The organism is Hungatella hathewayi WAL-18680, assembly GCF_000235505.1.
GTDB classification, from domain to species: domain Bacteria; phylum Bacillota; class Clostridia; order Lachnospirales; family Lachnospiraceae; genus Hungatella_A; species Hungatella_A hathewayi_A.
In genome coordinates, this window is sequence record NZ_JH379029.1 from 617,624 (window position 1) to 637,090 (window position 19,467).

Consider the following 19,467-nt stretch of genomic DNA (forward strand, 5'->3'; position numbering starts at 1 on the left):
CATGCTTTTCGTATTATCCCTTCACCGCCGATGCCGCCATACCGTTGATAATCTTATCCTGCATAAACACATAGGCCACCACAATCGGCAGAAGTCCCACAATCACGCAGGCCGACAACAGGCCGTAATCCGTGAAGAATTCCCCTTTGAAAAATGCCAGCGCCACCGTCAGCGTCCTCTTCGATGCGGACGGAAGCAGAATCATGGACCATACGTAATCGTTCCAGACATTGATAAATGTCAGAATCAGCACAATCATCAGCCCATTTCTCGTCAGCGGCACAATGATTCTGGTAAACAGCTGTCCCGGGGTGCACCCGTCCAGCAGAGCCGCTTCCTTCACCGATTCCGGTATCGCCTTCATGAAGGATACCAGCAGGAAGATGGAGATTGCCATCCTGCCTGACGTGTAGAGAAGGACAATGCCGGTTCTCGTCCCCAGCAGATGAAAGCTCTGAAGCAGCTTATAAATCATACCCATGGTCGTGGCTCCGGGAATGAAGATTCCCATGGTAAAGAGCAGGTACACAACCGAAGCCCCTTTAAACCGGTAGCTGCTCAGCACAAACGCCGCCATCATACTGAAGGCCGCTGTGAGAACCATGGTTCCCCCTGTCACCAGCACGGAGTTTCCAAAGGAGGTGATAATTGTCTTCTCCTTCAAAATCGAAATATAATTGGAAAAGTCAAACTGCTCCGGTATCACCCGGAAGGTGCTCAGTATCTGTGTATTCGTCCGAAAAGAATTAACCAGCGTCCAGATAATCGGGTAGACGGAGATCAACACAATCAGCACCAGAAAAATACCCTTTATAACAGAACCAATCCGTATTTTTTTCACCTTCATGTCATCCCCTCCTCTCAATCCGTAGTGAATCTGGAATTCAGACCTTTTCTCACACAACTGGTCACCACCATGGTCAGCACAAACAGGATCAGCGCCGCCGCGCTTCCATAACCGTACTCTCCATTTACAAAAATGGATTTGTACATGTAAGTGGCGGGAACCTCGCTGGCATGTCCCGGGCCGCCGTAGGTCATAATAAAGATATAGTCAAAGTTCTGGAACGCCCCGTTGATGGCAAGGATGATGCAGACCACCAGGGTGGGCCACACGGTCGGCAGCGTGATTAGGAAAAATTCTGTCAGAGAGTTGGTGCCGTCCATTTTCCCCGCCTCATAGAGGTCTGATGGAATATCCTTCATCGCCGCAAACAGGATGACGAAGAAATATCCGATTGCCTGGTAGATGGGAATCAGGATAACCGCATAGAAGGCGGTTTTCGGGTCGCTCAACCAGTATTTTGCATATTTCCCCAGCCCCACCGCTTTGAGCAGCATGTTAATCAGGCCGATATCTTTGTCATACATGATGGTGAACATCAGACACATGGCCGATGCCGATATGATGTAGGGCAGAAACACCACGGAGCGGAAGAATCCGATTCCCCGTATGGCTTTTGTCAGCACATAGGCAATCACCAGCGCCATTCCCACTTTAAACAGGATGGAGAGCACTGCCCAGATGAAAATCCGGATAACCGCCTCCCTGAAAACCTGGTCTGTTAAAATCCGTTTGAAGTTCTCTATTCCAACCCATGCTGGAGCCGTAAATCCATCCCAGTCCGTCAGACTGTAAGCCGCCGTTTCCAAAAACGGATAAATGAAAAACACACAATATAATGCAAGTCCAGGTACCAGGAATAGTAATGCTTTTTTATTACACCGCAGTGTCCCCATACGCCCTTCTCCCTTCTGTCATTTTCCCCTATAAAACATGAAATTCTTATTTCTGGTACAGTGCGTTATCGAGGGCCACAGCCATCTCCGCGCCGGTCTTGTAGGTTCCATACCAGCTCTCATTGATCACAATGCGGAAATTGTCAACAGGTCCCGGTTTTGCAAAGGACAGAAGCCATTTATCACCAGGCGCTTTCTCCGCAAGGGCGGATGCTTCACGCTGTAAATCCGTTACCTTTGACGGGTCCACATCCAGATTCAGATGGGGAACTGCCATACGCTCTTCTTCCACATAGCGTTTCGCCGTCTCTTTGGAGACGATTCGCTTCATCAACTCTACCACATACTGCTGTTTGTCCGCGTCAGCATAGGCGTCCGCGCTGATATAAACCAGGTTGGTCAAATCCTGTTCCAGTGATGGTTTCTCAATAACGGACACTGGCGTCAGTGGCAGGTCCATTACCACCAAATCTTTTAAAATGTCATCGGTCAGGTTCTTGTCAATCACGGTACAGTTGGACAGCACCATGCCTGCTTTTCCCGTATTTAAATATTTGGTAACCGCCTGGCTGATACTGAGAACCGGTCCGTCCTCAGGAGCGTAGCCACTGGAAACCTCCAGGAAATAATCAAGGGCCCGGATAACATCCTCCTGCTGGAAGGATTCATTTCCCTTCAACAGTTCAAGTCCCTTCTCATTGCCAACCGCGCGGTTGATAATGGCATTGAACAGACGGGAGGAGTCATCCATCCCCTCTTTGGTATCAACACACCACGGAATGATGCCGTTTTCTTTCAGCTTCACACAAGCCTCTTTTAACTTATCCCAGTCTGTGGGAAGGTCCACGCCGTACTGGTCGAACACCGCTTTGTTCACCAGGAACTCAATGTAGAAATTACTTCTCGGGATACAGTATACTTTTCCGTCCACCGTTGCGGTCTTCCACGCATACTCCGGGAACAAATCTTCAAAGAATGGGTCTGTATTCACCATCTCCGTCAAATCGGCAATAGCGCCCTTTTCAATATACTTGTCCACATTCCATTTTGATTCCGGTCTCCAGAATGTGAAAATGTCGGGTGTGTTGTCCCCCATAATGTCCGTATTAATCTTGGTAATCAAATCGTTGCCCGGACTCTCCTCGATTTCCAGTTTTACATTGGGATAATCCTTCTGAAACTGGTCCAGGATGGATAAAAGTACCGGTGCCGTGGTGTCTGTCATAGACTGTGTTGCAAAACGGATTGTCACGTTCTTTCCGGACGCTCCCGTTGTTTCCCCGTTTGTGGCCGCCTGGCTGCTGCCGGCCGGCGCCTGTGTCTCTGAAGCTGTGTTACTGCCGCACCCTGATAACATGGTCCCCACCATCGCGGCTGTCAACATGATTGCTGTCAACTTTCTCATAATGATTCCTCCAATTCATTTATAGTTTTTGCTTATTTGTATCTGCTAATTTGTTTTTATGTAAACCGATGTGAACTCCTGCAGTTTCTCCAATTCCACAGAAATAACCAGCTTCCCTCCTTCCCGCTCACTTGAAATCGATACTTTCCCTTCCTGTCTCAATGTTTTCCACTTCACCACGGATTTCGCATCCAGCGATATCCTGATTTTCGTGTGAAATACCGGCAGTACTTCTCTCACCGGCCTTGCCGTACCGGATGTGGTGTTTACCACAGACAGCACCAGTTCCTCCGGCGAAGAGACTTTTCTTGTTAAAACCACATGGACGCTTTCCGGAGCGTCAGTCTCTATCACTGCGTCCCCTCTCATCACCCAGTTACATGCCCCCAGATACAGGTTCAGAAAATCCTCATGGCCGTTGGTATAACAGAGTTTGTCTGTCTGGTTTGCGAAATAGACCACCCGGCCGCTGCCATATTCACCGGCCATCACGGTAGGATATTCCGTGTCCAGATTCGCCCTCCAGGCAAATTCCGGCGGCTGGTTGAATATCATTGGAATATAGGTACACACCGCCGTCATGCGCTCGCTGCCACATTCCGTACACAGAAGCGTCCGTCCCTCGTTCATCAGGACCTCCGTCCGCTCCGGTTCACATTGATGCAATATCTCATGATGATTTCTGATTTTCTGATAGCAGTCCAGGGAAGTATCCTTCTCTATACCGGTGTAGCTGCAGCCGAACATATCTCTGAGTCCAAAGTCCGCCCTCTGCCGTCCTGTCTCATCGTAGAGGGATGTTCGGCCGGAAGCGATGAGGCCGCCGCCATTTTTCACATATTCCCTGATGATATCCATGTGTTCGCCGCTGATGCAGGCCGCGTTCGGCAGTACCAGCATTTTTAGCTGCCGGATCTTCTCATAGGAAAATTCCAAATCCGGAATGAACTGATACTGAACATGGTTTCGGGTAAATGCCCGCTCCACCCCTTTTATAAAGACGCCGTATTCGTCCAGTTCTTCCCTGTCGCTGCCAAACCTGTCTCTGCTCGACTTGGAATAATAGATGCCTGCATCCATCCAGGGAACCAGCCCGTCCAAAATGTCCTCATGTTCTTTCAGATATGTATAAGCCTCTGTCTCAAGCCCCGCATTCCGCTTATCATGGGTAGCTCCCGGATGCTGTCCGTTGAACATACAGTTCCAGTAACCGGCCCCCACGCTGGCAGCCTCCCAGAGCCAGATTTTCGTCTCCTGCTTCGGCGCCATCACATAGCGCCATTTGGTTCCGTTATTCCCGTACAGCAGCACCGCCTGTTTCCCAGGATCAATGGCCTTCAGGAAACGCATGCTGGATGCCGCATATGTCAAGTCGTCATACTTCCGGTCCGGCTGGGCGCTTCCGTCCAGAAATGCCGGGCTCACCAGGAAGTCGAACATATCCTTCGCATCGTATAAATCAATCCCGGTCATCAGCGCGTTGGACGCATGGAACATGCCAAATATCTCGGCGCAGTAGGCCTTGTCCTCCCCGAAGCTCTTCACCGCGTCCCGCATTCTCCTCAAATGCTCTCTGGCGCAGGATGCCTTCCAGACACGGTACTCCCGAAACTCCTCCGACGCGTAATCGTCTCCCGTCGGAATCTCTTTCCCCGTATCCTCCCGGTATTTATCACGGCAGACCCTGCAGTAACAGGGACCGTCGCCGAACCCCACGCTGTTCTCCCATATTCCGTCCACCGGATAACGGCTCATCATATTTTTTATGTACTGAATGGCGTGGTCGTTGGCGTAAATGCCGTTGTAGCAGGGCTTGTGAATCCTTCCGCCCCAGCCCGCCTTCGCCTTCCCGTTCTTGTCCTGGGCAAACCAGTCCGGACGCTCCTCATACCGCTCCGCTTCCACGCCGCGAAAGTCCACCCGGACCATCACCGCGATGTCATGGGCGTGGCATTCCTCCACAAGCTCCTTTAAAATATCTCTGTCCCCCATAAAGATATTCTTTCGCCCCAATGGTTCCTCAATCGGGAAAAAATCAATGATTCCCCCCGCATTGATGATAATGCTGTTGGAGTTTGTCTTCACCAGATACTCCACCACCTGCTTCGCGTCATAACCCACCATATCCGATTCTCTGAGAACCGTTTGCAGCATCCGCAGCTGCTTCTGATACCAATACTTTTCTCCCACTGTCTTCTCCCCGTATCGTTCTGCTGTTTATACTTCTATCACGTTGATGTTCAGTTCCCGGATTTTCTCCCATTCCTTCTCATTAAACTTCTTGTCCGTTATGACACCGGCAAACTCGCTGAGACAGCCCACCAGACACATGGCCTGGCTGTAAAACTTGCTGGAATCCACCACCAGATATACCTGGGATGCCAGTCCCATCACCGTCTGCTTCAGATATGCCTTATCCGGAGTCGGAGAAAATACCTCAAAATTGTAGTTCACCGATGACGTCCCCAGAAATGCCTTCGAAAAGCGGAACTGTTTTAAAAACTCTTCCCCGGCATGGCCGATGACACTCTTTGTCTTCTTGTGAACCGTCCCTCCCAGTATGGTCAAATCCACATCGGAGTCCGTCAATATGGTCGCTATATTCAACTCGTTGGTCACCACCGACAGATGCTTGGAATCCTCGCAGAGCAGTTTGGCAATCTCTCCGATGGTCGTGCCGCTGTCCAGGTAGATCGTGTCGTTCTCGCTGATTAATTCCACCGCTTTTTGGGCGATTTTCTGCTTTTCTTCCCGCTGGTATTCCTTTTTTACGTTGTAGTCAATCTCCATAATGGTGTCTTCCGGTATCTTCGCCCCACCGTGACACCGCTCCAGAAGATGCTGCTCACAAAGCATGTTCAAGTCTCTCCGGATTGTCACCAGACTCACATGAAACATCTGGGCCAGCTCCTCCACTGTGATGAAATTCTGTTCCTGCACTTTGTTCAATATCATCTGTAAACGTTCCGCCTGTAGCATGTCATCACTCCTCTTTTTCTATTTTTACTTTCGATTACTTCCGATTTTGTTCGTTCTTGAATTTATTATATCATTGCTTTTCCCTTTGTCAAGATGTTTTTCGTCGATATTGTTCTTTTCTGTTCGTAAATCGAAGTTTTTCAGTCATTTTTCCTATATTTTACGTCAGACGTCTGATTGTTTGTGTTCTTCATTCGTCTTTTTTCGATATGGCAGCAAAAAAGAACCCCATATCAACCGATACGGAGCTCTTCTAATATTTCATTTATTCCATTGTGTATGGCATTAAAGCGATATGACGCGCTCTCTTGATTGCTACCGTAAGAGCTCTCTGATGCTTTGCACAGTTGCCTGTGATTCTTCTCGGAAGAATTTTGCCTCTCTCAGATACGTATCTCTTTAACTTGTTTACGTCCTTGTAATCAATGTCGCCATTCTTCTCGCCACAGAATACACAGACTTTTTTTCTTCTACGCATACCGCCGCCTCTTCTCATCTTAGCGCCGTCTGCTCTATCATTTTTATTGAATGCCATTGCCTAAGTACCTCCTTCTTCAAAATTATTCCTAGTTGAATGGAAGACCCTCGTCCTCTACCCCGTCCGGAATGTTCATAAATCCATCGCCGATAGCGCTGGTAGGAGCTGGTCTGGAGGCTGGCTGATAACTTCCACCGCCGCCTTCGCCTGCAGCACCCTTGCTGTCCGCGAATTCCTGGTCATCTACGATAACGTCAGTTGTGTAAACCTTTTGTCCGTCTTTATTTGTATAGCTGCCCGTCTGAATTCTACCGGAGACCAATACTCTCATGCCCTGACGGAAATATTTCTCCGCAAACTCACCTGCTCTGTCAAATGCCACGATGTTAATAAAATCAGCGGTCTGCTGGTCACTGCCGCCGTCCTGGCTTCTGCGGCCTCTTCTGTCCACTGCAAGTGTATATCTTGCGATAGCCATGGAGCGCTCGCCCTGGGAATATCTTACTTCGGGGTCTCTGGTTAATCTACCCATAAGGATTACTCTATTCATACGTTCACACTTTCTTTATCTATGCTTCTTGTCTTACGCATAAGTATCTGATAACCGGCTCCATAATACGAACGTGTGCTTCCACTTCGTTCGGACAAACCGAATCAGACTCGAACTGGATGAAGTAATAGAAACCTTCTTTCATCTTCTGAATCTCGTAAGCTAATCTCTTCTTACCCCATTCATCAATGTTGGTCACAGTGCCACCGAAACGGGTAATATACCCTGTAACTTTCTCGATAGCTGCTGCTCTTTCTTCATCTTCGAGCTTTACGCTAAGAACAACTGCTAATTCATATTTGTTCATAGTTGCTTTACCTCCTTGTGGTCTCTGGCCCCCGCTTTCAGTTTCGGGAGCAAGGAATTTTATGTGTCACGGATTAATATTTTACCAGAAAAATGGAGGGAATGCAAGTCCTTATTGACTTTTTTTGCGATTTCTTCTATACTTATATAAAAAGAAGCGGGTTTTATACCATTTGACAGTTTGTCCATAGTGGGGTACTCGTTTCTTTTTTTATATTTTGTACATCATAGAGGTACATCTTATCATTCGCCGCGCGTCTGATTATTAGCGTAGCATTAAAAATATTGAAATGTTCTATGACCCCGTCATTATTGATTACCGGCATGGCAAACCTTGTTGTATAGCGATACCATCCATACTTTGCCTTCTTTTTGTTTTTCTGTTTATAATTTTCCTGCCACCGTTTATTTTCGGCAATTTCTATTAACTCTGGGATTCCCTGCGATAAATTGGCCTTTACTTTAGCAATTGGCCCACCTCTTAATTTTGCACTATACTCGGAACCCGTATACTCATCCGGAAAGTCCTTTCCAATATAAATAATATCCTCCGAATCCGTTATTTGAACAATCTCTCCTACATATTTCAGTAAATATTTTTCCACCTCCCTCCAATCAATACTTCGTTTTCCCTTAAAGATGATTTTCGGTATTACAACAATTCTTTTTCCGGTTTCGTCTACCGAAATGATAACCTGATTGATTTCTTTCATTTTTCTTTTGTTCAAACAGTTCCTCCTCTGCATACGTTTAAAATTTTACGGGACAACTAAGGGAATTTTAAAAACCATTTAGAAAACAGATTATAAAATAAAAATAAGACTACTCTGAATCGAGTAATCTTATTTTATGTCACACGTTACTTTTTGTCAATATCCGGTTTCCTAAGCCCTCTGGTATTCTTCTCCACCAGTCTCCGCTCCACCATAATCTGGTGGCCGCAGCCCATGCATTTTAGGCGGAAATCGGCGCCTACGCGTAGAATCTCCCATTCCTGGCTGCCGCAGGGATGGGGTTTTTTCAGTTTTACAATATCTCCTACTTCATATACTATCTGGCCCATTTTACTTCCCCTCAATGATTCCCCAGTATCGTCTCTATTGCGGTAAGCTCCTCCGCACGAAACTCCAGATTTTCAATGGCTGCAATGTTGGCGGACAGCTGCTCCGGGCTGCTGGCTCCGACCAGTACGGAGGTTACCTCCGGCCTTCTGAGAACCCACGCAAGAGCCATCTGCGCCAGTGCCTGCCCACGCTCCTCTGCCAACTGGTTGAGCGCCCGAATCTGCTCCATTTTCTCCTCAGTCAGATATCTGCCGCCTATGGTGGTCCCTTTTCTGGCCGCTCTGGAATCCGCCGGGATGCCCTTTAGGTATCTGTCAGTCAGCGCTCCCTGCGCCAGCGGGCTGTACGCGATACATCCCACGCCCTCTTTCTCCAGCACATTCAGCAGACCATCCTCCACCCAGCGCTCAAACATATTGTAGCGGGGCTGGTGAATCAGGCACGGGGTTCCATTCTCTTTCAGAATGTGGATGGCACGCTCCGCCTCCTCCGCCTGATAATTGGAAATCCCCACATACAGAGCCTTTCCCTGTCTCACAATATCCGACAGCGCTCCCATAGTCTCCTCAAGCGGCGTCTCCGGGTCCGGTCTGTGATGGTAGAAAATGTCTACGTAATCCAGCCCCATCCTCTTTAAACTCTGGTCCAGGCTGGCCATCAGATACTTTCTGGAACCCCAGTTTCCATAAGGCCCCGGCCACATATCATAGCCGGCCTTCGTGGAAATCATCATCTCATCCCGGTACGCCCCCAGCTCCTCATGGAGAATCTTCCCAAAATTCTCCTCCGCCTTACCGCCCGCCGGAAATCCATAGTTATTCGCTAAATCAAAATGGGTAATCCCGCTGTCAAATGCCCGAAACAGAATCTGCTTCTGCTCATCCAGCGTCTTTTCCAGCCCAAAGTTCTGCCACAGTCCCAGTGACACCTTGGGAAGCAATACACCGCTTCTCCCACATCTTTTATACTGCATCGTCTCATATCTTGTCTCATCTGCTTTATGCATGCTTCCATTCCTCCTGCTCTCACCGTTCTCGCTCTTCCGTCACAGTTCCCCGACAACACTCCCAAGCACTTCCCCCAGCTTATCATTTATCACCAGGTCCGCCTGGGAATCCATCGGCGTCACCGTCTTATTAATCAGCACCAGCTTCCGCCCTCTGTAATAATCAATCAGCCCGGCCGCCGGGTACACCGTCAGGGAAGTCCCGCCTACAATCAGCATATCCGCATGACTGATGTAATACACCGCCTTCTGCAGCGTCTCCTGGTCCAGCCCCTCCTCATACAGCACCACATCCGGCTTCACCATCCCGCCGCAGCTGCATTTCGGGACTCCGTCCGACTTCGTCACCACATCAAGCCCATAAAACTTCCCGCATCTGGTACAGTAATTCCGATGGATAGAGCCGTGCAGTTCCAGCACTTCCCTGCTCCCCGCCGCCTGATGCAGACCGTCGATATTCTGGGTGATAACTGCCTTCAGCTTCCCCTGCTTCTCCAGCCTTGCAAGGGCCAGATGGGCCGGATTGGGCTTCGCATCCTCAAATATCATCTTATTCTTATAGAACCTGTAAAACTCCTCCGGATTTTTCATGTAGAAACTGTGGCTGATAATCGTCTCTGGCGGATACTGATACTGCTGGCGGTAGAGCCCGTCCTCACTCCGAAAGTCCGGAATTCCACTCTCCGTCGACACGCCCGCGCCGCCAAAAAACACGATATTATCACTGCCATCTATCCAGGTTTTCAACTGCTCCATTGCATTCATTTTATCACCTCCAGAGAAAATGTCTCTCTTTCAACAGTATAACAATCTTTAAGTCCAAACGCAATCAAATTACATGGATTGACATCCCACCCAATCCGCCCTATACTCACACATAGAATGTATTTTACAGGGAGAAACCGATTATGAACGAAAATAAAAATCATCAAGAACCTGACGCCGCCATTCCCACCGCTCCAGCATCACCGTCCCAGGCAACAGCCCTGACCCGCCAGCTGATCCAAATTGACAGCACGGACCCCGGAGCCTATGAGGGCGAAATAGGGCGTCATATCGCCTCTCAACTAACTGCCATGGGCGTTGAAGTTTCCACTGACCAGGTTCTTCCGGGCCGCTTCAACGTGATGGGCCGGATACCCGGCGAAACCGATGACCCGGCACTCATCTACATCTGCCACATGGATACCGTGGTTGTCGGGGACGGCTGGAGCGTCCCTCCCTTTTCCGCTCTGGAACGCGATGGCCGCATCTACGGCCGCGGCGCCTGTGATATGAAGTCCGGTCTGGCCTGCGCTCTGTCGGCCTTCTCGGAGATTGCCGCCAGAGCCGCAGCCGGCCAGAAGCCCCGCCACACCTTCTGTTTCATCGCCACCGTGGATGAAGAAGATTTCATGCGCGGTGTGGAAGCGGCCATACGGGCCGGCTGGGTCACGAAGGACAGCTGGATTCTGGACACCGAGCCCACCAACGGACAGATTCAGGTGGCCCACAAAGGCCGCACCTGGTTTGAACTGACCGTCACCGGCGCCACGGCCCACGCCAGCACTCCCTGGAAGGGCGCCGATGCCATTGCATCCATGGCCGAAATCATTGTAAAAATCCGGGAGCAGATAGCCGCCTGCCCCTCCCATCCGGAGCTGGGCAGTTCCACCGTCACCTTCGGACAGATAAACGGCGGCTACCGCCCCTACGTCGTCCCGGACAGCTGCACCGTCTGCATTGACATGCGTCTCGTTCCGCCCACGGACACCCGGGCTGCGGCAGCCATCGTCGAAAACGCCATCCGCCACGGAGAAACCGCGGTTCCCGGCACTCACGGCGCCTACACCATCACAGGTGACCGCCCCTATGTCGAGAGAGACAACAATTCTTATCTCCTCGTCCAGCTGGCTGACGCCCACAAAACAATAACTGCATCCGAAGCCGATATCACATATTTCCCTGGCTATACCGACACTGCAGTTATCGCAGGTCTCCTGCACAACCACAACTGCATGTCCTACGGCCCAGGCGATTTGGAGCTGGCCCACAAGCCGGATGAATCCGTTCCCATCGAAGATATCCTCCGATGCGAGCAGGTTTTAACAGCCCTGGCCAACCAAATCCTATATTAAAATTCTATTTTACTCTCAGAACTCCAATACCTATACATCAAGAGGTACCGGCCACATTCCACGCCGGTACCTCTTTTAACTTTCCTTCATTATCTTTCTTATACGATTTCGTCCAAAAATACACCCCTAAGCGGCTGTATCCACTCCGTCCACTCTGCCCCTTCCGGGATGTGATACCCGAACAGCCAGGAAGTCAGTTCCTGAATCGTCATGCGAATCTCATACTCCTGATTCCCGTCCGCCGTGCCATCCTCTATCTTCTCAAGCGTAGAACCGGTAGGCGTCAGATGCCAGCGCCAGTATCCCTGATTGCCCTCACAAAGCCTGTCCTCCACAACCAGTCTCACTGTAAACTCCATCTTCCCACAGCCCTTTTTCAGCCGTATCACCTTTATGAAGTTCGGAAGATTCACAATCCTCGCCATAATCGCCGGCGTGGCAGGGCTCTCCTCCTCACAGTATGCCTTCTCACAGAGAAATGCTCTCTGCTCCCGCTCGTTGACTCCCCACAGACATTCGATGCCAACCAGCCTGTCCGCATTATACAGAAGATTCAGTTCCCCCTGCTCGCTTCCAAGCTCCTTCAAAAACATCTCAATATACTCGTGGTCGCGGAACGCATAGACCTCATAATGGTCGTGAAGCCACATATTCATCCAGTCCGCAATCTCCTGCACCGGATGATGCTCCGACCCCTTCACCAAATCATAGGGCACCTTCTCAATATCGGTCCCCGCCTTCAGCTTCAGATGGGGCTTATCAAAAATATAGGTGAAATCAAACGGTCGATAGATAGCCGGATCCGCCGGCATCAGGAAACAGAACTGTCTTCCCTCCTGATACATATCGGCCAGCATGTCCTTAAGCAGCGCTCTCATATGTCCCTTATGGCGCTGGGAAACCACCGTTCCCACCCCCACAATATAATCACAGCGCCAAATCTGGTTTTTCACCATCACACGATAAGGGTTCAGATGGAGCATTGCCACCATCTGGTTTCCCTCCCGCCTGACCATAATCCGGTTGGATTTAATCTTCTCCGTATAATAAAAATCGTTAAAGCCCTCCGAGTCCTCCGGAAATATCTCTTCCCACAGCTTCCTCGTCGCCAGCTTTTCTTCCTGAGTCAAATATGCCATTCTTAAAAACCCTTCTGCTCTACATAATATTTTCTTGCGAATCCCACCGGATTGTAAGACATTTTCGCCTTCCGCAGTCCTTCCAGCCCCAGGTCATCCTCCCGGTTCACCAGCTTAACATCCGGAAACTCATTGATTAAAAACTGCTGGTTGATAAACTGATACAGTCCCCGCATCTGTGCGTTTGCCTTCTCAATATGGATAACCGCCATATTTTCATAGAAATTATAGCTGCCGATGGTAAATGCCTCCAGCTTCCCATCCACGTACACACCGCCCATTTTCACATTCAAGTCCGAGCAGTTTTTGAGGATTTCATGGATTCCCTCTACCTCCGGGTCCAGATGCTCGTCCACATCATCCCCTTTGTTGTCCCTCCAGGTGGACAGGAAATCCCACACATCGTATCGGTCTGAGCAGCAGAGTCTGCGGTATTCATATCTGCCCTCATACTCCTTCATAAATGCATTCAGGTGATTTTTCTTCTTGTGAAGTTTCTTCCCGGACAGAGTCCTCATGGCCTCCCCATCATAGAGATAATCCTTCAAATCTTCCTGCTCTCTCACCAGATATTTCTCCGGGTCCAGCTTTAAGAAGTTCACTGCCTCCTCGTCCGCCAGATAAATGCGAAGCGGCAGATTCAACTCCTCGTTAAAATATTTCTGGGTCTCCAGAAAATAATGCTCCAAATCTTCTTCCTTGCACATAGGCATGGCGCTGTGTGGCACGCCGTCCAGCTCCATCAGCCACAGAATCGCCTTGTTGTCCCTGACTGCGTATCTGATATTATAAAACGTTCTCCAGATAAAACTATCCAGAAAGACACTATCACATGTCTTATTGGGTCTGAGGCAGAAAAATGGCCTCAATTCTGATATATCCTCCGCCATAACCGGCTGAAATTCTAAATCCATGTTATATTCCTCTCCTATCTTCCGTATCATACTGTATTCCTATCATACAAGTATAGTATACCACTGTTTCCCTATTTTAACAAATTTTCTGATTGATTTCCAGTTTACTCTGCTCATTCATCCACACCACCGCCTGTTTTAAACCGTCCTCAGAGAATTCAAATAATTCCGTTGTCTTCTTCTCCTCCGGCGTCGCGTCATAACAATACGATCCAGGCCACACCACCGCCGCCAGGCGGGTCACCTCTTCCTCACTCCGCTTTTCCAGCATGAAACACATGTGATTGTCACTGCCTGTAAACCGGCTTTTCTTGAGCAGCGGTATCCCCACAATTCCAGATAAATCTATCAAACCCACTCACCTCTTTAATCATCCTCGTCCATCCGTCACCTATGCCCCATTATATGCTTCTTCCCGCTTAGATGCAACCTTTATCTCCTCCGGCGCCTGCCCGCACCCGTGAAATCCTCTTCTATTTCATACCACAAAAAGAGCAGTCAACACGATATTATGTCAACTGCTCCCCACTTATCTTTTATTTCTCAACAATACGTAACAACCACTTTATTTACTGTCTACTGCCGGTAACCATTCGGATTGTTGGACTGCCATCTCCAGCCGTCCTCGCACATTTCCTCAAGTCCACGCTCCGCCTCCCAGCCAAGCTCCTTCTTCGCCAGAGCCGGGTCCGCATAACAGGTTGCTATGTCGCCTGGTCTTCTAGGCTTGATGACATACGGAATCTCTTTCCCGCATGCCTTGGAAAATGCCTTAATCATATCCAGAACACTGTATCCGTGACCGGTTCCCAGGTTGTAGATGCGGACTGCATTGTCCTCCATCAGCTTATCCAGCGCCTTCACGTGACCGATAGCCAAATCCACCACATGGATATAATCTCTCACACCTGTTCCATCCGGCGTGTCATAATCGTCGCCAAACACGCCCACTTCCTTCAACTTCCCTACGGCCACCTGGGTGATATAGGGCGTTAAGTTGTTGGGGATTCCCGCCGGGTCCTCGCCAATCAGACCGCTCTTGTGGGCGCCAACCGGGTTGAAGTAGCGAAGCAGAATCACGCTCCACTCCGGGTCCGCCGTATGCAAATCCGTGAGAATCTGTTCCAGCATGCCCTTGGTCTGACCGTAAGGATTGGTAATCTTCCCCTTCGGACAGTCCTCCGTAATCGGCACAAATGCCGGGTCCCCGTATACCGTAGCCGATGAGCTGAAGATAATTCTCTTCACGCCATGATTTCTCATCACATCGCACAGAATCAGCGTGCCGGTAATGTTGTTGTGATAATACTCCAGCGGCTTCGCCACAGACTCGCCAACTGCCTTTAATCCCGCGAAATGAATCACCGCATCCACTGTCTCCTTCGCAAACACGGCCTCCAGTCCCTCTTTATCCAGCAAATCCACCTGGTAAAACACCGGTCTCTTCCCGGTAATCTTCTCCACACGATTCAGAGATTCCTCCGATGAATTGCACAGATTGTCAACCACCACAACCTCATGTCCCAGATTCAGCAATTCCACACAGGTATGACTTCCAATATATCCGGCGCCGCCGGTAACCAATATTCTCATAGCGCTCTCCTCTTCTTATATGATTCGGTGACAAATGTCCACTTACTGATATTTCTTCACAATGGCTTCCATCTCAGCCCACTTCTTCTCCATGTCGGCCACCAGCCCGAATTGGGTTCTGGTTCTGTCCAGATTGTGGTGCTCTCTGTGAATCTTAAAATAGGTATCCCCCTGAAGATAATCCGTCAGGAATCTGACGCCGCACTCCAGCGTCATCAGCTTTGCTCCCATAGGAAGCATCATCACTTCCGCCTCCGTCAGACTGCCATTACAGCCCTCCAGGAATCCCTTTGTGTAAATGTCAAACAGTGGCAGGGACAGAGATACCTTGCTCAAATCTGTCTCGTCCTCCTCTGCCGTATTGGCTCCGAACCGGATGGAATCTCCGAAGTCAAAGATGGAAAGTCCCGGCATAATGGTATCCAAGTCGATGATGCACAGCGCCTCGCCGGTCACATCGTCAATCATGATATTGTTCAGCTTCGTGTCATTGTGGGTTACCCGCAGAGGAAGTCTTCCGTCCTCCAGCATGGTCTGCGCCGCTCCCATATCACCGGCTCTGTCCATCACAAATGCAATCTCTTCCTGCACGCTGGCCGCACGCCCGCACACATCCTCCTTCACCGCCTGCTTGAAGGTCTCAAACCGCACCGGTGTATTGTGGAAGTTTGGAATTGTCTCGGACAGCTCCTTCGCCGGATAGTCCGCCAGCATTCTCTGGAAATGTCCAAACGCCTTTCCGCTCTGATAAAAGTCCTCCGGCTTCTCCACCAGATTGTAGCAGGTCGCCCCGCCGATAAAAAGATAGGCTCTCCAGTAATTGCCGTTGCTGTCTATGTAGTAGGTGCCGCCATCCTTCGTCCTCACCAGGTTTAAGGTCTCCCGGTACGGGTCCCCGCCATTGGCGATGATTTTCTCTCTTAAGAAGCTGGTCACGCCCTCCACATTTTTCATCAGAGAAACCGGGTCCTTGAAAATCTCATGATTCATTCTCTGTAAAATATAGCGTTTCTCTTCCCCCGCATCCCTGTTGATAATCAGAAACGTATCATTGATATGACCGCTTCCATAGCGCTCATGGCTGATATGCTCCCCTGCAAAGTCAAAATTTTCGATGGCTTCCATAATTTTTGCCGTGTTATCGCACCCCATGTTCTTAATCCTCCCACAATTTATCCGGATATAACCCCTGATTCTTCAAATCCTGAATGGCTTTCACCACAGTCTCTTTATCTTCCTTATAGGTAACCCCATACCAGCGGTCCACACTCTTTAACACGGTGACCTCCGCCTTGTCTTCCTTCAACAGCTCATCTACCACAAATGGAAGGAAATACTCACATTTCAGCGGGTTGCCAGCGACTTCTCTGTCCAGGAAAGCCGCAAACCGGCGGTCCAATTCTTCCAGCATACTCGCCGTGAACCCCCACATGTTCATGGACACAATGGTCTCCTCCGGAAGATACGTCCAGGTAGCGCCGTCATCCTCAGTGTACTCCGCCCGCTCCCCATGCTTCTCAATTCTGGTTCTCTCATGGATATCGGTCAGCTTGCTGTTCTCGTCCGTGCTGCATACCCCTCTGGCTACGTGTCCATTTTCCGTCAGGGTGTTGTAAAGCTTGTAGCCAACCATGGTGTACTGGTATTTCTCATCATCCCCCACGGTAGACAGCTGGTCGTAGATAGACTGGAATGCACTCTTTCCATAATAGTCATCCGCATTGATAACCGCAAACGGTCCGTCCACCACATCCTTGCAGCACAGAATCGCATGACCGGTTCCCCACGGTTTCTCCCGGCCTTCCGGAATCTGATAACCCGCCGGAATCTTGTCCAGCTCCTGGTACACATACTCAACCTGAACATGTTTGGAGATTCTGTCACCAATCTGCTCCTTAAATTCTTTCTCAATCGCTTTCTTGATGATAAAAACCACCTTCTCGAAACCGGCCTGCACCGCGTCATAGATGGAGAAATCTATGATTTTATCACCGTGCTCATCAATCGGGTCAATCTGTTTCAGACCACCATAACGGCTTCCCATTCCAGCTGCCATAATCACCAATACAGGTTTCTTACCCATTTTCGTACCTCCTCTTTTCTCACATATCTCTTACCCTTATCTTATTCCACAGCAGATGAATTTTCTTTGTACGATTTGCCACTGTTTTTGCACATTTGTCCACTTCTTGATTTTGCGGTTCAAACCAGTTCTTCCCCGACGGTGTCATACCACTCCATACAGCGCTCGTGCCACTCCTGCCAGGCATTTTCGTATTCTGTGCAAAGCTGCCTCCGAGCTTCATCCTGCCCCTGGTCTTTCGACCCATTTGTCCAAAATGCTTCCGATTCCAGCCAGGCCCGCTCCGCTGTCTCAAGCTCCTCCGCCAGTTGCTCTACCTTCGCCTCAAAAGGCTCCAGCATTTCCCCGGCCAGACGCAGTCTCCAGTCCAGATAGGCATCCTCCGTCGATATCTCCCGCAGCCGGTGGCGCTCCGCTTTCGGCACCGCCCGCATCCCGGCAATCAGCGCCTGTTCCTCCGCCTTAATCTGGGCCGGAATACTCTCGCCGGACGCCAGCTTCTCCCGCCGCTCCAGGTAATGCTCATATCCAAAGGGATAATACATCACACCCTGATTCTCAAATATCAGAATCGCATCCGCCACCTGCCGGATAAAATACCGGTCGTGGGACACAAACAGAATGGTTCCCTGGTACGCCTGAAATGCCGATTCCAGCGTCTCCCTGGCCTGAATATCCATATGGTTGGTGGGCTCGTCCAAAATCAAGAAATTGGGCCGGCTCTGCAGAAGCTCCGCCAGCACCAGTCTGGCCTTCTCCCCTCCGGAGAGACTGTTCACCGTCTTCCCGGCATCCTTCCCGCCAAACAGATACGCCCCCAGGATACTCCTCACCTCTTTTTCCGTCAAAACAGGAAACAAGTCATGAAAATGTTCCGCCACGCTCTTCTCCGAAGAAATCTCCGCCGAGTGCTGGTCAAAATAGCCGATGGTGATAGTATTTCCAAGGGAATAATCTCCCGCCACAGGAGGCACCAGCCCCGCAATGGTCTTCAAAAACGTGGTCTTCCCCACTCCGTTAGCCCCCAGAAGTCCAATCTTCTGACCCTTCCGGATTCTCATGGAAAGCTCAAGCAAAGGCTTGTCATATCCGATTTTTAAATGCTCCGCCTCAAACACCCACTTATTTCCCGGCACCAGCGGCTCTATCTGGCCGGTAAACAGCCTCACGTCATCCGCCTCCGGCGCCTCCACCCTGGTCATCCGCTCAATCACTTTCTTTTTGGACCTGGCAAATGCCGCCTTTTTCGGCTTGTGCTTAAACCGCTCCACCAAATCCTCCAGCCGCTTGATCTCCTCCTGCTGCCGCTCGTAAGCCTTGGCCTGAAGCCTGATACTCTTTTGCTTCTCCTCCCGGTAATGGCTGTAATTCCCCGGGTACCTGGCCAGCCGTTTCCCCGTCAGCTCATACACCACATCCGCCGTTCTGTCCAGAAAAAACCGGTCATGGGATACCTCCACCACCGCCTTCTCATACTTCTTCAAATACCACTCCAGCCACTCCGACGTCTCCATATCCAGATGGTTGGTGGGCTCGTCCAACAATAGAATATCCGGCTTTGCCAGCAGCAATCGAATCAGGGCAATCTTCGTCTGCTCCCCGCCGGAAAACTCACCGATCTTCTTCCGCTTATCTCTCTTCTCAAATCCAAAACCGGTGAACAGGACGTCATACTCCTGCTCATATTCGAATCTCGCCTTGTCAAAGGTGTCCTTGCAGGGGCAGGCCGCCAGAAGCTCCTCCTCCACGGTCCTATCCACATCCGCAAAGGTCTGCTGCTTCAGCATTTCCACCGTCAGCCTTCTGGAGCGCTGGACGCCGGGGCCCATCCGCTTGTCGTCCCTGTCCAAATCCAGCTCGCCGGCAATCAAACGCAGCAGGGTAGTTTTCCCCGCTCCATTTCTCCCAACGATGGCTATCTTTTCATTTCCCTTTATCTCAAAATCAATATGTGACAGAATCGTATGACCGCCTATGGACACCGTTCCGTCCGTAATCTGATATAACATACTCGTTTCCTTTTCCAGCTTCCGCTCTCTGTTGTCTGCGACATTTTCTTCTTATTATACACCACAGACTCCCGGTTGCACAAT

The 19,467-nt window shown here is 50.0% G+C and carries 20 protein-coding genes; 1 reads left to right on the plus strand and 19 read right to left on the minus strand.

Annotated elements, in window-relative coordinates; genetic code table 11:
• Positions 1-13: 13 nt before the first annotated feature.
• The 12 genes from HMPREF9473_RS23645 to HMPREF9473_RS23700 form a co-directional block, all read right to left on the minus strand.
• Positions 14-847 (minus strand): carbohydrate ABC transporter permease, encoded by an 834-nt coding sequence (locus HMPREF9473_RS23645; protein WP_006782758.1) that lies wholly within the window; start codon positions 845-847, stop codon positions 14-16.
• A gap of 14 nt (positions 848-861) precedes the next feature.
• Entirely contained in the window at positions 862-1,740 is an 879-nt protein-coding gene (locus HMPREF9473_RS23650) for a carbohydrate ABC transporter permease (protein ID WP_006782759.1), read from the minus strand.
• Positions 1,741-1,786: 46 nt separating this feature from the next.
• Positions 1,787-3,145, minus strand: coding sequence for an ABC transporter substrate-binding protein (locus HMPREF9473_RS23655; RefSeq protein ID WP_006782760.1), 1,359 nt, complete (start codon positions 3,143-3,145; stop codon positions 1,787-1,789).
• 45 nt (positions 3,146-3,190) lie between these two features.
• Positions 3,191-5,335, minus strand: coding sequence for an alpha-amylase family protein (locus tag HMPREF9473_RS23660; RefSeq protein ID WP_006782761.1), 2,145 nt, complete (start codon positions 5,333-5,335; stop codon positions 3,191-3,193).
• A gap of 27 nt (positions 5,336-5,362) precedes the next feature.
• The gene (locus HMPREF9473_RS23665; protein ID WP_006782762.1) at positions 5,363-6,124 is read right to left on the minus strand and encodes a DeoR/GlpR family DNA-binding transcription regulator; all 762 of its coding nucleotides are present in this window, start codon (positions 6,122-6,124) and stop codon (positions 5,363-5,365) included.
• Between the two features lie 265 nt (positions 6,125-6,389).
• Positions 6,390-6,659, minus strand: a complete 270-nt coding sequence (gene rpsR, locus HMPREF9473_RS23670; RefSeq protein ID WP_006782763.1) for a 30S ribosomal protein S18 — start codon at positions 6,657-6,659, stop codon at positions 6,390-6,392.
• A 31-nt stretch (positions 6,660-6,690) separates the two neighbouring features.
• Positions 6,691-7,152: a single-stranded DNA-binding protein gene (locus HMPREF9473_RS23675; protein ID WP_034859987.1), complete on the minus strand. Its 462-nt coding sequence runs from the start codon at positions 7,150-7,152 to the stop codon at positions 6,691-6,693.
• A gap of 19 nt (positions 7,153-7,171) precedes the next feature.
• On the minus strand, positions 7,172-7,459 hold the full coding sequence (gene rpsF, locus HMPREF9473_RS23680) for a 30S ribosomal protein S6 (protein ID WP_006782765.1): 288 nt from the start codon (positions 7,457-7,459) through the stop codon (positions 7,172-7,174).
• 163 nt (positions 7,460-7,622) lie between these two features.
• Positions 7,623-8,186, minus strand: a complete 564-nt coding sequence (locus HMPREF9473_RS23685; protein WP_006782766.1) for a hypothetical protein — start codon at positions 8,184-8,186, stop codon at positions 7,623-7,625.
• Between the two features lie 131 nt (positions 8,187-8,317).
• The gene (locus HMPREF9473_RS23690; RefSeq protein WP_006782767.1) at positions 8,318-8,521 is read right to left on the minus strand and encodes a DUF951 domain-containing protein; all 204 of its coding nucleotides are present in this window, start codon (positions 8,519-8,521) and stop codon (positions 8,318-8,320) included.
• Between the two features lie 11 nt (positions 8,522-8,532).
• Positions 8,533-9,528 carry an L-glyceraldehyde 3-phosphate reductase gene (gene mgrA / locus HMPREF9473_RS23695; RefSeq protein ID WP_006782768.1) on the minus strand — a complete coding sequence of 332 codons (996 nt, stop codon included), beginning with the start codon at positions 9,526-9,528 and terminating at the stop codon, positions 8,533-8,535.
• Between the two features lie 39 nt (positions 9,529-9,567).
• Positions 9,568-10,293: an NAD-dependent protein deacylase gene (locus HMPREF9473_RS23700; protein ID WP_006782769.1), complete on the minus strand. Its 726-nt coding sequence runs from the start codon at positions 10,291-10,293 to the stop codon at positions 9,568-9,570.
• A 143-nt stretch (positions 10,294-10,436) separates the two neighbouring features.
• On the opposite strand from HMPREF9473_RS23700, the gene HMPREF9473_RS23705 reads away from it, so the two are divergent.
• Positions 10,437-11,645, plus strand: a complete 1,209-nt coding sequence (locus HMPREF9473_RS23705) for a M20 family metallopeptidase (RefSeq protein ID WP_006782770.1) — start codon at positions 10,437-10,439, stop codon at positions 11,643-11,645.
• Between the two features lie 98 nt (positions 11,646-11,743).
• On the opposite strand, the gene HMPREF9473_RS23710 is transcribed toward HMPREF9473_RS23705, so the two are convergent.
• The 7 genes from HMPREF9473_RS23710 to HMPREF9473_RS23740 all read right to left on the minus strand — a co-directional run bounded on the left by HMPREF9473_RS23710 (position 11,744) and on the right by HMPREF9473_RS23740 (position 19,383).
• Complete coding sequence (locus HMPREF9473_RS23710; RefSeq protein WP_006782771.1) at positions 11,744-12,784, minus strand: GNAT family N-acetyltransferase; 1,041 nt, start codon at positions 12,782-12,784, stop codon at positions 11,744-11,746.
• A 2-nt stretch (positions 12,785-12,786) separates the two neighbouring features.
• The gene (locus HMPREF9473_RS23715) at positions 12,787-13,698 is read right to left on the minus strand and encodes a DUF2156 domain-containing protein (RefSeq protein ID WP_034859989.1); all 912 of its coding nucleotides are present in this window, start codon (positions 13,696-13,698) and stop codon (positions 12,787-12,789) included.
• Positions 13,699-13,774: 76 nt separating this feature from the next.
• Positions 13,775-14,050 (minus strand): hypothetical protein, encoded by a 276-nt coding sequence (locus HMPREF9473_RS23720; protein WP_006782773.1) that lies wholly within the window; start codon positions 14,048-14,050, stop codon positions 13,775-13,777.
• Between the two features lie 224 nt (positions 14,051-14,274).
• On the minus strand, positions 14,275-15,291 hold the full coding sequence (gene galE, locus HMPREF9473_RS23725; RefSeq protein ID WP_006782774.1) for a UDP-glucose 4-epimerase GalE: 1,017 nt from the start codon (positions 15,289-15,291) through the stop codon (positions 14,275-14,277).
• Between the two features lie 42 nt (positions 15,292-15,333).
• Positions 15,334-16,416: a phosphotransferase enzyme family protein gene (locus HMPREF9473_RS23730; RefSeq protein ID WP_138670227.1), complete on the minus strand. Its 1,083-nt coding sequence runs from the start codon at positions 16,414-16,416 to the stop codon at positions 15,334-15,336.
• Positions 16,417-16,447: 31 nt separating this feature from the next.
• On the minus strand, positions 16,448-17,374 hold the full coding sequence (locus HMPREF9473_RS23735; protein WP_006782776.1) for a nucleotidyltransferase family protein: 927 nt from the start codon (positions 17,372-17,374) through the stop codon (positions 16,448-16,450).
• A gap of 119 nt (positions 17,375-17,493) precedes the next feature.
• Positions 17,494-19,383 carry an ABC-F family ATP-binding cassette domain-containing protein gene (locus HMPREF9473_RS23740; RefSeq protein ID WP_006782777.1) on the minus strand — a complete coding sequence of 630 codons (1,890 nt, stop codon included), beginning with the start codon at positions 19,381-19,383 and terminating at the stop codon, positions 17,494-17,496.
• Positions 19,384-19,467 lie beyond the last annotated feature (84 nt).